The organism is Streptomyces sp. NPDC126503 (assembly GCF_040302405.1).
Taxonomy (GTDB): domain Bacteria; phylum Actinomycetota; class Actinomycetes; order Streptomycetales; family Streptomycetaceae; genus Streptomyces; species Streptomyces gulbargensis.
Genome location: NZ_JBEORS010000026.1, coordinates 17,765 through 29,875 on the forward strand (window position 1 = coordinate 17,765; position 12,111 = coordinate 29,875).

The following is a 12,111-nucleotide window of genomic DNA, read 5'->3' on the forward strand; positions in this document are numbered from 1 at the left end:
GCGGACGACAGCGGGGCGACAGGGCGGGGGGACACGCTCGGGGACAACGGCCGGAGCACACCGTCCGGCACAGGTTGTCCACGAAGGAAGCGGGTCGTTGGTCATGGGGAAGTACGCGGGCAAGAAGGCCGTGATCACCGGTGGTACGCACGGCATCGGGCTGGCCGTGGTCCGGGCGCTGCTCGACGGCGGCGCCGAGGTGCTGCTGACCGGGCGTAACGAGAAGAACATCGAGGCCGTGCGCACCGAGCTCGCGGGCCTGCCGGCGCACGTGGTGCGCTCGGACGCGGGCAGCATGGCCGACATCAGGGCACTGGGCGGGATCGTCGAGGAGAAGCTCGGCCGGATCGACTTCCTGTTCGTGAACGTCGGCTATGCGGAGCTGGGCATGCTGGAGGAGGTGACGGAGGAGGCGTTCGACAAGTCCTTCGACATCAACACCAAGGGCGCCTTCTTCACGACGCAGGCGCTGGCGCCGCTGGTGAACGACGGGGGTTCGATCGTCTTCACGACGGCCGTGCTCGTCGGGCACGGCTACCCGGGCACCAGTGTGGCGACGGGCATGAAGGCGGCGGTGGGCGGTTTCGCGAAGGTGTTCGCGGCCGAGCTGCTGTCGCGGAAGATCCGGGTGAACGCGGTCAGCCCCGGCTTCACCCTGACGCCGACGATGGGCTACGCGAACATGACGGAGGAGGAGAAGGCGGCGAACGAGAAGGAAGGCGCGCAGCTGACCCCGCTGGGCCGGCACGCGGAGCCGGAGGAGATCGCCGCGGCGGTGCTGTACCTGGGCTTCGACGCGACGTTCAGCACCGGCACCGTGCTGCACGCGGACGGTGGCATGGGTCAGGGCATCCCCCCGCTGTTCGAGTAGGCGGCCCCGCCCGCCGGGGCCGTGGGGGTGCCGGCGGCGGCCCGGAGCTCGTCCAGGAGCGTGGCCTGGACGAGCGTGACCGGGTCGGGTGGGGTGCCGTTGCGTACGGCGGCGGTGAAGGCGGCGACGGTGTTCGCCACCTGGTCCTCGGCGGGGACGCGCAGGGCGCGTCCCCGCCCGGGCGTTTCCAGGTGGATGACGGGTGCGTGGTCGGCGGGCGGGGTGAAGGCGCGGTCGACGGTGAGGCGGCCGTGGCTGCCGTGGAGTTCGTAGCGGTTGAGGTAGGCGTGGTCGAGACCGAAGGTGAGGTGGGCGGTGACGCCTTCGGGGGTGGTGAGCAGGGCGGAGCCGGAGGTTTCCACCGGGGTGGTGGTGGGGTCGGCGCCGTGGGGGTGGGTGAGGGCGGCGCCGGCGGTGCGCAGGCCGGTGCCGAGGTGGTGGAGGGCGGCCCGCAGGGGGTAGACGCCGGTGTCGGCGAGGGCGCCGCCGCCGAGGTCGGCGCGCAGGCGGATGTCGCCGGGGTCGCGGCGGGGGACGCAGAAGGCGGCGTGGAAGGAGCGGAGTTCGCCGATGGCGCCGTCGGCGACGAGGTCGCGGACGGCGCGGTGGAGGCCGTGGTGGACGAACATCACGTTCTCCATGAGGACGCGTCCGCGGGCCCGGGCGAGGTCGGTGAGCCGGGCGGTGGTGGCGGCGTCGGTGGTGAGGGGTTTCTCGGCGAGGACGTGCTTGCCCGCGGTGAGCGCGGCCTCGGTCCAGGGGGCGTGGAGGGCGGCGGGCAGCGGGATGTAGACGGCGTCGACGGCGTCGTCGTCGAGGAGGGCGCGGTAGCCGTGGACGGCACGGCAGCCGTAGGGGGCGGCGGCCTGCCGTGCTTTCGCCGGGTCTCGGCTGGCGACGGCGGCGAGTTCGGCCGTGGGCGCGGCGGCGAGGGCGGGCAGCATGCGGCGCAGGGCGATGTCGGCGCAGCCGAGGACGCCGACGCGGAGGGGCGCGGTCACAGCGTCACGGCTCCGGTGGTGAGGACGGCGAGCAGGGTGCGGGCCTGGACGTTGAGGTAGTGGCTGTGCCGGAGCAGGTCGGTGAGCTGGGCGGGGGTGGCCCAGCGGTAGCCGGGCGGGAGGTCCTCGGGGAGGCCGGCGCGGTCGGCGTCGACGAGGAGGTAGCGGCTCTCGGCGTTGAGGAAGCGGCCGCCTTCCTCGGCGTGGACGGCCTCGTAGAGGACGGCGGTGGCGGGGGCGGCGTGGACGGCGTCGAGGAAGGGGGGCCGGTCGTCGCCGGTGAGGTGGGCGAAGTTCTCGGGGGTGTACTGGACGGTGGGGCCGAGTTCGACGGTGTCGAGGAAGCCGGCCTCGACGCGGGCGTGGACGAGGAGGTGGGGGACGCCGGCGAAGGAGCGGACGGCGAAGGCGGTGACGCCGCGGCCGACGGGTTCGAAGAGGGGCTGGGTCCAGCCGGTGACCTCGCGGTTGCCGGCTTCGACGGAGACGGCGGTGACGCGGAAGTAGCGGTCGTGGACGTGGCGGACGGTGTGGTCGTCGCGGATCCAGTCGGTGACGTGGGCGAGCGGGATGCGGCGGGCGTGGAGGTCGTGGCGGGAGCGTTCGCCGGTGATCCAGGACCGCAGGTCGGTGTCGGTGTGCAGGGCGTCGGGCGTGCCGTGGCCGGCGGGGACGCAGGCGAGGACGGTGCGGGCGTCCATGTTGACGGTGTTGGGACGCAGCAGGAGGCGTCCGATCTGGCCGAGGGTGAGCCAGCAGAAGTCGTCGTCGTCGGGTACGTCGTCGGTGGTCTCTACGAGGACGTTGCGGTTGGCCTTGTGGTGGAACCAGGAGCCGTGTTCGGACTGGAGGGTGTCGGCGAGGACGCGTCCGCGGCGGGGGCCGGTGAAGTGGTCGAGGTACTTCACGTCGGCGCCCCGGTGGACCTTGGTGTAGTTGCTGCGGGTGGCCTGGACGGTGGGCGAGAGCTGGAGCAGGTTGGGGTTGCCGGGCTCCATCTTGGCCTGCATGAGGAAGTGCAGGACGCCGTCGAACTCCTTGGCGAGGATGCCGAGGATGCCGACTTCGGGCTGGTTGATGACGGGCTGCTGCCAGTGCCGGGCGGTGGGGCCCTGGCCGACGGTGACATCGAGTCCTTCGACGGTGAAGAAGCGTCCGCTGCGGTGGCCGAGGTTGCCGGTGGCGGGGTCGAAGGACCAGCCGTCGAGGGCGGCGAAGGGGATGCGGTCGACGCGGAAGTGGTGGGCGCGGCGGCGGGCGTCGAGCCAGTCGCCGAAGGCGTCGGTGCGCAGCTGGTGGCCGGTGTCGGTGACGGCGGCGGAGCGGGCGAGGCGGTCGGCGAGCCGGTCGTCGTGGCGGGGGCGCAGGGTGGCGGCGGTGGTCACGTGTGGTCCTCCACGAAGGCGCGGATGGAGGCGATGACGTAGTCGAGCATCTCGTCGGTGAGGCCGGGATAGACGCCGACCCAGAAGGTGTGCTCGGTGACGATGTCGCTGTTGGTGAGGGTGCCGGAGACGCGGTGGGGCCGGTCGAGGTAGGCCGGGTGGCGGGTGAGGTTGCCGGCGAAGAGGCGCCGGGTGCCTATCTTGCGGGATTCGAGGAAGTCGACGAGGGCGGCGCGGGTGAAGGGGGCGTCGGGGTCGACGGTGAGGACGAAGCCGAACCAGCTGGGGTCGCTGCCGGGGGTGGCCTCGGGCAGCAGCAGGTGGGGGACGCCGTCGAGGCCGTCGCGCAGGCGGCGCCAGTTGCGCTTGCGGGCCTCGACGAAGGAGTCGAGCTTGGTGAGCTGGCTCAGTCCGAGGGCGGCCTGGAGGTCGGTGGCCTTCAGGTTGTAGCCGACGTGGCTGAAGATGTACTTGTGGTCGTACCCGGCGGGCAGGGTGCCCATCTGGTAGTCGAACCGCTTGAGGCAGGTGTTGTTCTTGCCCGGTTCGCACCAGCAGTCCCGGCCCCAGTCGCGGAGGGATTCTACGATCCGCGCGTACTGGAGGTTGGAGGTCAGAACGATGCCGCCCTCCCCCATGGTGAGGTGGTGGGCCGGGTAGAAGCTGACCGTGCTGAAGTGACCGAAGGTGCCGGTGAGCTTGCCCTGGTAGGTGGAGCCGACGGCGTCGCAGTTGTCCTCGACGAGGAAGAGGCCGTGGTCCTCGGCGAGGCGGGCGATCTCGGCGGCCTCGAAGGGGTTGCCGAGGGCGTGGGCGATCATGATGGCCCGGGTGCGGGGGCCGATGGCCTGGGCGACGCGTTCGGCGGTGGTGTTGTACGTGCCGAGTTCGATGTCCACGAAGACGGGGACGAGCCCGTTCTGGACGATCGGGTTGACGGTGGTGGGGAAGCCGGCGGCGACGGTGATCACCTCGTCGCCGGGGCGCAGCCGCCGGTCCTCCAGGAGGTGGGAGGTGAGGGCGGACAGGGCGAGGAGGTTGGCGGAGGAGCCCGAGTTGGTGAGGTGGGCCTTGCGGACGCCGATGCGGCGGGCGAAGGCGGACTCGAACTTCCGGGAGCTGGGGCCGGCGGCGATGCGCAGGTCGAGGGCGGCTTCGACGAGTGCGGCGCGGTCGTCGGCGTCGAGGACGGCTCCGGAGGGCCATATCTCGGTGACGCCGGGGACGAAGCCGGTGGTGGTCGCGGTGTGCTCGCTGTCCTGGTGGTACTTGCGGGTCTCGTCCAGGACGAGTGCCTTGTGGTCGCTCATGCGGGGTTTCCCTCTCCGTGGTCGTGGTCCCGGGCCTCTTCGTGGCGGTGCTTGGACGCCTTCCACCAGGCGGTGTTGTCGCGGTACCAGGCGACGGTGTCGGCCAGGCCCTGGTCGAACGGGACGAGAGGGGCGTATCCCAGCTCCTCGCGGATCTTGGTCTCGTCCAGGGAGTAGCGCAGGTCGTGGCCCTTGCGGTCGGCGACGTGGCGGACGGCGGAGCGGTCGGCGCCGCAGAGGTGCAGCAGCCGTTCGGTGACGGCGAGGTTGGTCTGCTCGTTGCCGCCGCCGACGTTGTAGATCTCGCCGGGGCGGCCGCGGGTGAGGACGAGCTGGATGGCGCGGCAGTGGTCGTCGACGTGGAGCCATTCGCGGACGTTGAGGCCGTCGCCGTAGAGGGGGACGGTGCCGCCCTCCAGGAGGTTGGTGACGAAGAGGGGGATGAGTTTCTCGGGGTGCTGGTAGGGCCCGTAGTTGTTGGAGCAGCGGGTGAGGGACAGGTCGAGTCCGTGGGTGCGCCAGTAGGCGCGGGCGATGAGGTCCGAGGAGGCTTTGGTCGCCGCGTACGGGGAGTTGGGCAGCAGCGGGTGGTCCTCGGTCCAGGAGCCTTCGGCGATGGTGCCGTACACCTCGTCGGTGGAGACGTGGACGACGCGGGCGACGCCGGTGGCCACGCAGGCTTCGAGGAGGGTCTGGGTGCCGCCGACGTTGGTGCGGACGAATTCGGCGGCGGCGGCCAGGGAGCGGTCGACGTGGGATTCGGCGGCGAAGTGGACGACGGCGTCGTGGCCGGGGAGGACCTCGAGGAGCAGCGGGAGGTCGCAGACGTCGCCCTCGACGAGGGTGAGGCGGGGGTGGCCGAGGGGGATGTTGTCGCGGTTGCCGGCGTAGGTGAGTTTGTCGAGGACGGTGACGTGGGCGTCCTCGTAGCCGGGGTAGCCGCCGGCGAGCAGGGTGCGGACGTAGTGGGAGCCGATGAAGCCGGCTCCTCCGGTGACCAGGATTCTCATGGGGCGACCTCGACGCGGGTGTGGTCCCCGATGACCAGGCGGTGGCGGGACTCGCCGCGGCCGGTGGGGTGGACGGCGGCCTCGCGCCCGATGAGGGAGGCACGCAGGCCGGGGACGTGTTCGATGGTGGCACCGTCCATGACGATGGAGTCGGCGAGCCGGGTGCCGCGGACGAGGCAGTCGCGGCCGATGGAGGTGTCGGGGCCGATGTGGCTGTCCTCCACGAGGGTGCCGGCGCCGATGATCGCGGGGCCTTCGACGCGGGACCGTACGATCCGGGCGCCCGCTTCCACGACCACGTTGGGGGCGATGTCGCTGAGGCTGTCCACGTCGCCGTCGACGCGCGGGGGCAGGGCGGCGAGGAGGCGCCGGTTGCAGTCGAGGACGTCCTCGGCGCGGCCGGTGTCCTTCCAGTAGCCGCTGTACTCGCCGGCGCGGACGGTGGCGCCCTGGGTGACGAGCCACTGGATGGCGTCGGTGATCTCGAGTTCGCCACGGGCGCTGGGTTCGATGGCGGCGACGGCCTCGTGGACGGCGGGGGTGAAGAAGTAGACGCCGATGAGGGCGAGGTCGCTGCGTGGTTCGCGGGGTTTCTCGACGAGGCTGAGGACGGTGCCGTCGCCGGCGAGTTCGGCGACGCCGAAGGCCTGCGGGTCGGGGACCTTGTGGACGACGACGTGGGCGGCGGGCCGGTGCTCACGGAAGGCGGCGGCGATGTCGGTGACGCCCTCGGGAAGCATGTTGTCGCCCAGGTACATCACGAAGTCGTCGTCGCCGAGGAAGGAGCGGGCGAGGACGACGCAGTGGGCGAGCCCGCGGGGCTTGTCCTGGCGCAGGTAGGTGATGCGGACGCCGAAGCGGGAGCCGTCGCCGAGGGCGGCGCGGATGGCGGGTTCGGTGTCGCCGACGATCACGCCGGTCTCGGTGACGCCCAGGTCGCGGATGTTCTCCAGGACGTGTTCGAGGACGGGCTTGTTGGCGACGGGGATGAGCTGTTTCGGCATGGAGTAGCTGAACGGGCGCAGGCGGGTGCCTGTGCCGCCCGCCAGCACGAGCGCTTTCACGTCGGGGTTCTCCTCACAGCTGTGGTGTGGGTGCGCCGCCGGGGGCCACGTCGTCCCAGGAGGCGAGCAGACCGGCGAGGCGTGCGGCCTCGACGCCGGGCGCGTGGGTGTCCTTCGCGGACATGAGGGGCGGCTCGGTGAATCCCCAGGGCAGTGCGAGGTCAGGGTCCAGGGGGTCGATGTCGACCTGGGTGCCGGGCACGTGCTCGCTGGAGAGGACGTAGCAGACGCAGGTGTCGTCGGTGAGGGTGAGGAAGCCGTGGCCGACGCCCTCGGGGACGTACACGGACCGCCCGGAGGCGGCGTCGAGCAGGGTCGTGTGGTGGTGGCCGAAGGCCGGGGAGCCGACGCGCAGGTCGACGACGATGTCGCGGACGGCGCCGCGGACGCAGGTGACGAACTTGGCCTGGCCGGGTGGGACGGTGACACCGTGGATGCCGCGCAGGGTGTTGCGGCGCGAGGTGGAGTAGTTGATCTGGCGGGGCGTGAAGGGCCGGCCGGTGAGCCGTTCCAGGGCGGGGACGCGCAGGGCCTCGTGGAAGGAGCCGCGCTCGTCGGCCAGCAGGTCAGGGGTGAGGACGTACGCCCCGGGGACGGCGGTTTCCGCTGTGTGCACGGGGGGCCTTCCGGTCAGGTCCGGTGCTCGACGGCCTTGCGCAGTTCGCCGGCTACGGTGCGGACGTCGGCGTCGTCGAGCCCTTGGTGGAGCGGGAGCAGGAGGGTGGTGTCGGCGGCCCGGTCGGTGCCGGGGAGGTCGGCGTCGGCGTCGGCGCCGTAGGCGGGCACCTTGTGGAGCGGCGGGTAGCGCAGGGTGGTGTAGACGCCGCGTTCGAGGAGGTCGGCGGCGACGGCGTCGCGGACGCGCGCGCTCTCCAGCTGGACCCAGTAGAAGTAGTACGAACTGGTGTGGCCGTCGGGCAGGGGCGGCGGGGTGGTGATGCCGTCGGCGCCGGCCAGGAGCCGGTCGTAGGTCTCGGCGATCGCGCGCCGGCGGGCGGTGAACCCGGGCAGCCGGCGGAGCTGGACGCTGCCGATGGCGGCGGTGACGTCGTTGCCGATGACGCGGCGGCCGAAGGCGCGGACGTTCAGGTCCCACCAGCGGGCGGAGACCTTGGCGGCGGCGAAGCCGCTGGACTGTTCGAGACCGTGGTAGGCGAGGGTGCGGGCGGTGCGGGCGAGTTCCGCGTCGCGTACGTAGAGCATGCCGCCGTCGCCGGTGACGAGGACCTTCATGGAGTCGAAGCTCCACATGGCGAGGTCGCCGAAGGTGCCGGCCCGGGTGCCGCGGACGTCGGAGGCGACGGCGCAGGCGGCGTCCTCGACGAGGTGGACGCCGCGGTCGCGGCAGAGGGCGGCGACGCGTTCGATGTCGCCGGGGTAGCCGCCGTAGTGGAGGACGACGACGGCCTTGGTGCGGGGGGTGAGGGCGCGTTCGACGTCCTCGGCGGTCGGGTTGAGGGTGCGGGGGTCGACGTCGCAGAAGACGGGCCGGGCGCCGGTGGCGGCGACGGCGTTGCCGGCGGCGACGAAGCTCATGGACGGCAGCACGACGTCGTCGCCGGGGCCGAGGCCGAGGAGTTCGGTGGCGAGGAACAGTCCGGCGGTGGCGGAGTTGATGAACAGGACGTGCCGTGGGTCGACGCCGAGGTGGGCGGCGAACTCGGCCTCGAACTTCTGGGTGCGGGGGCCGTGGCCGAGCCAGTTGTCGGCGAAGACCTCGGCGACGGCGGCGAGTTCCTCCTCGCCGAGGCTGGGCTGGAAGACGTTGATCATCTACTGCTCCGATCCGCGGGCGGCGTGCCGGGCGGTGAGGCGTTCCAGGACGGGGACGAGGTCGTGGGGGCTCGGGGTGGCCAGCAGGTCGTCGTGGATGCCCGCCGCGCCGGCCCGGAAGGAGTCCTCGCGCAGGACGCGGCGGATCCGCTCGCGCATCTCGGCGGTGGACTGGGTGTGGCGGTCGAGGGAGAGGCCCGCGCCGCGCCGCCGTACGTAGGCGGAGGTGGGCGGTGCGTCCATGTGGCGTTCGCGGAAGGTGGAGTGCGTGCCGTGGTCGTCCACGACGACGAACTCGCTCTCCTCGTCGTTGACGAGCTGCGGGACGCCGAAGGCGGCGGCCGCCGCGAAGGTGCCGATGCCGCCGTGGTGGATGATCGCGGAGGTCGTCGGCAGGAGCTGGTTGAGCGGCACGTAGTCGACGGTGCGGACGTTGCCGGGCAGGGGCGGCAGTCCGTCGAGCTGGTCGGCGTCGAGGGTCGCGACGACGTCGGCGTCGAGACCGGCGACGGCGTCCAGGAGGGCCTCGACCCGGTCGGCGCCGTCCTTGAAGAACTTCCGTACCGACACCCCGAGGGAGAGGGCGACCCGGGGCCGCTCGGGCGGGTTGCGCAGCCAGTCGGGGAGCGGGCCGGTGCCGGTGAAGGGCACCCAGCGCAGGGGGACGGTGCGGACGCGGGTGGGCAGCCGCATGGGCGCCGGTATCGGGTCGACGGTCCACTGCCCGTACAGGAGTTCGTCGTCGACGTCGACGCCGTACCGCTCGGCGACGGGTCGGACCGCCTCGACGAGCGGGTTCTCGCCGAAGGCGGGCGCGTCCGGGCCGAGGGCGGCGCGCCGGGCGGCGAGGGTCTCACCGGCCCAGGCGAAGTAGTCCAGGCCCCACAGGAGGCGGGCGTGGGCGGCGCCGGAGACGCGGGCGGCGACGGCGGCCGACGGCCAGCAGGGGTCCCAGACGATCAGATGGGGGCGCCACGAGCGGGCGTGGGCGACGAGCTCGTCGACGGCCGGCATCGGGTCGGAGGGGGAGGCGTCGGCCGGGTGGAAGTCCCGCAGGCACGGAATCATGAAGCGGCGGAAGGCGCCCCACGCGTACTGGCCGTCCGCGTCCAGGTCGAGCCGTTCGGTGAGCCGGTCGAGCCGCTGCTCGGCCTCGGCGGAGAGCGGCCGGTTGGCCGCGCGGGGCGGTGGGACGGCCGCCGGGTCGCCCAGCGGGACGGCGGTGAGCCCCACGGAGGTGATGACGGGGGCCATGGCGGGATGGGCGGCGATCCGCACGTCGTGCCCGGCGCTCTGCAGCGCCCAGGCGAGCGGAACGATCGGATAGAGGTGGGCGGTCGCGGGCCAGACGGTGAAGAGGACTCGCAAGAGAGTGACTCCATCGGTCGTGTCCTCAACCGCGCCGTCACTGCACACAGCGCATCCCCGTGGGGCGCGGTTGGAATTTTCTTGACCGTAGCTGGAAACTTCTCACCGCCGTCTCATCGCCGGGTAACCCACTCTTCCCGTTCACCTCTCCCACCTGCGCCGTTTCCGGTCATGCGGAAGGGCCGGGGCGGGGGTTCCGCTCCGGCCCTTCCTCGTGCGGGGTGTCAGGCGGCCGTCAGGACCGACCGGCGGGAGGCGATCTCCAGGGCGAGACCGGCGGCGTGTTCGCCGGATTCGACGGCGCCCTCGACGAAGCCGGACCAGCCGGCGGCGATGTCGCTGCCGGCGAACACCAGCCGCCCGTACGGCTGCTGGAGGGTGCGCAGCTGCCGGGTGAGCTGCAGGGGCCGCATGAACGACCAGCCGCCGCGGGCGTACGGATCGGCGCCCCAGTCCTGGGAGACGAGGGCCTCCACGACGGCGTCGGGCGAGAAGCGGCGCAGCGCGGCCTGGACCTGGGTGAGGCTGGTGTGGTCCAGGGCCGGGTCGACGCTGAAGCCGATCATCAGCAGGGAGCCGTCGGCGAGGACGGTGTGCGGGACGACCCCGATGAGGGGGCTGCCGGTCTCGGTGCCCTGGGCGAGGAACCGGCCGGCGCCGCCGCGGACCTTCATCCAGATCTTCTTGGCGTGGGGGACGGCGATGCCGGCGGCGGACGCGGCGGCGAACTCGCGGGGAAGGCCCGCTGGGAAGGCGATCGTGTTCCACATGTTGGCGGGGACGGCGACGACGACCGAGGCGGCGGTGAAGCGCTCGCCGCGGCGGGTGTCGACGAAGACGCGGCTGCCGGTGTCGGTGACGGCGGCCACCGGGCTGTTGAGCCGGAGGGTGACGGGCTGGTCCCGCAGCATGGCGGTGGCGAGACCGGTCATGCCGCTGACGGGACGGTAGGCGTTGAGGCCGTTGTACGTGCCGAGGTCCCAGCCCGACAGGGCGTACTGGCGGACCAGGGCGGTATAGGCGCCGCGGGTGTTGGTGCCGCCGGCGGTGGCGGTGTGGCCGGCCAGCCATGCGTCGTCCTGGGGGGAGAGCCGCAGCTGGTCGAGCCGGTCGCGCAGGGTCAGCCGGTCGGGTTCGGCGAGCAGATCGGCCCGCAGGAGCGGGTCGTGGGGCTGGGGGAAGTACGACTCCGCTCCGGCGAAGAAGTCCGTGAGCAGTTCCCCGAGCCGGGTGCCCGCCTCGTCGGGCGAGAAGGCGGCGAAGCCGCTGCCGGACGGCAGGACGAGGCTGTCGGGCGGGGTGTCGTCGGCGACGAGGGATATGCCGTGGCTCTGTATCTCGTGCCAGACGCGGGTGTGCACCGGGTGCACCCAGGCGCCGCCCATCTCGACCTGCTCACCGGCGAAGGTACCGGTCCAGGTGCGGCCGCCGATGCGGGAGCGGGCCTCCAGGAGGAGGGTGCGCCTGCCCTGGGCGCGGGCGGCGCGGGCGGCGGCGATCCCGGCGAAGCCGGCACCGATGACGATCACGTCGTACGGGTCGGTGGGCCGGGACTCCTCGGCGTGGGCCGGGAAGGCGGCGGCCGCGCCGAACGCGGTGGCCGCGGTGGCGGTGAGGGTCGCGAGGCCGGCCGCCTTGAGGACGGTGCGGCGGGGGGTGGGCGGGGGGGCCGTGCCGGTCACGGCCGTGACGGGGGTGTGCTGGGACGCCAAAGTGCTCTCCCTGGGTCGGCTGGAAAGGGCGGGCCCAGGCCGGTCCGGTCGGACCGGGGAAGGAGGGGCGCTTCTCGCGACGGTGGCCGGATCCGGCCGGGCCCGCGGAGGCGGCACCACCTCACCACACGATCCGGCCACGGGACCAAGCCCCCGCTCACCGGCCGCTCATCGGCGGGTCATGGGCGGAGTGAAGTGGGAGTGACGGGGGCGTGGGGGACCTTGAGAACGGGTCGGGGGAACCCGCGCGGTCTTGGTACGTGGACCCCGGCCGGCGCTCCGCGGGACGGCGGCGCTCCGCGCGGTGGCGTCGGGCCGTGGCCGTCCTGGCCAGGGGGGTGGTACCGAGGTTGGTCCGATTGACGGTTTCGATGTGGGGCATCTACGCCGACGGGCGGAATTGGCGCCTCCGCGCCGACTTCGTCTTCAACGGCGACGGCGCCGCCCAGAGACGGGCCGTCCAGGACATCCCTGCCGACGCGCCCGACCCGTACGCGGGCGACGTGACGCGCAAGGGCCTGACCGTCATCGACGGCGGAGACTCCGGCGCTCCTGCCTGAGCCGGGTGCCGCCGGACCTGACTCCGACGAAAGGTGGGCGGCCCCGTGAGTGGCGGG

The 12,111-nt window shown here is 72.7% G+C and carries 11 protein-coding genes; 2 read left to right on the forward strand and 9 right to left on the reverse strand.

All coding sequences use genetic code 11. The annotated features are described in order from the left end of the window. Nucleotides 1-103 precede the first annotated feature (103 nt). Nucleotides 104-871 (forward strand): SDR family oxidoreductase, encoded by a 768-nt coding sequence (locus ABTY40_RS26320; protein WP_352061794.1) that lies wholly within the window; start codon nucleotides 104-106, stop codon nucleotides 869-871. Here the strand turns inward: ABTY40_RS26320 and ABTY40_RS26325 are convergent. The 9 genes from ABTY40_RS26325 to ABTY40_RS26365 all read right to left on the reverse strand — a co-directional run bounded on the left by ABTY40_RS26325 (nucleotide 844) and on the right by ABTY40_RS26365 (nucleotide 11,494). Further along, complete coding sequence (locus tag ABTY40_RS26325) at nucleotides 844-1,872, reverse strand: Gfo/Idh/MocA family protein (protein WP_352061795.1); 1,029 nt, start codon at nucleotides 1,870-1,872, stop codon at nucleotides 844-846. The genes ABTY40_RS26320 and ABTY40_RS26325 overlap by 28 nt on opposite strands. Beyond that, nucleotides 1,869-3,257 (reverse strand): NDP-hexose 2,3-dehydratase family protein, encoded by a 1,389-nt coding sequence (locus ABTY40_RS26330; RefSeq protein WP_352061796.1) that lies wholly within the window; start codon nucleotides 3,255-3,257, stop codon nucleotides 1,869-1,871. Before ABTY40_RS26330 ends, ABTY40_RS26325 begins: the two co-directional genes overlap by 4 nt. Further along, nucleotides 3,254-4,567, reverse strand: coding sequence for a lipopolysaccharide biosynthesis protein RfbH (rfbH, locus tag ABTY40_RS26335; RefSeq protein WP_352061797.1), 1,314 nt, complete (start codon nucleotides 4,565-4,567; stop codon nucleotides 3,254-3,256). Before rfbH ends, ABTY40_RS26330 begins: the two co-directional genes overlap by 4 nt. Next, a complete protein-coding gene (gene rfbB, locus ABTY40_RS26340; RefSeq protein WP_352061798.1) occupies nucleotides 4,564-5,577 on the reverse strand; it encodes a dTDP-glucose 4,6-dehydratase in 1,014 nt (337 codons plus the stop codon). Before rfbB ends, rfbH begins: the two co-directional genes overlap by 4 nt. Continuing rightward, nucleotides 5,574-6,641, reverse strand: a complete 1,068-nt coding sequence (locus ABTY40_RS26345; protein ID WP_352061799.1) for a glucose-1-phosphate thymidylyltransferase — start codon at nucleotides 6,639-6,641, stop codon at nucleotides 5,574-5,576. The genes rfbB and ABTY40_RS26345 overlap by 4 nt, the downstream gene beginning before the upstream one ends. A gap of 13 nt (nucleotides 6,642-6,654) precedes the next feature. Next, complete coding sequence (locus ABTY40_RS26350; protein ID WP_352061800.1) at nucleotides 6,655-7,257, reverse strand: dTDP-4-dehydrorhamnose 3,5-epimerase family protein; 603 nt, start codon at nucleotides 7,255-7,257, stop codon at nucleotides 6,655-6,657. Between the two features lie 14 nt (nucleotides 7,258-7,271). Further along, nucleotides 7,272-8,414, reverse strand: a complete 1,143-nt coding sequence (locus tag ABTY40_RS26355) for a DegT/DnrJ/EryC1/StrS family aminotransferase (protein WP_352061801.1) — start codon at nucleotides 8,412-8,414, stop codon at nucleotides 7,272-7,274. Further along, nucleotides 8,415-9,782, reverse strand: coding sequence for a nucleotide disphospho-sugar-binding domain-containing protein (locus ABTY40_RS26360; RefSeq protein ID WP_352061802.1), 1,368 nt, complete (start codon nucleotides 9,780-9,782; stop codon nucleotides 8,415-8,417). A gap of 224 nt (nucleotides 9,783-10,006) precedes the next feature. Further along, nucleotides 10,007-11,494, reverse strand: coding sequence for a flavin monoamine oxidase family protein (locus ABTY40_RS26365; RefSeq protein ID WP_352061803.1), 1,488 nt, complete (start codon nucleotides 11,492-11,494; stop codon nucleotides 10,007-10,009). A 359-nt stretch (nucleotides 11,495-11,853) separates the two neighbouring features. Here ABTY40_RS26365 and ABTY40_RS26370 point away from each other — a divergent pair, with 359 nt between their 5' ends. Next, a complete protein-coding gene (locus tag ABTY40_RS26370) occupies nucleotides 11,854-12,054 on the forward strand; it encodes a hypothetical protein (protein ID WP_352061804.1) in 201 nt (66 codons plus the stop codon). The last annotated feature ends 57 nt before the right edge of the window (nucleotides 12,055-12,111 follow it).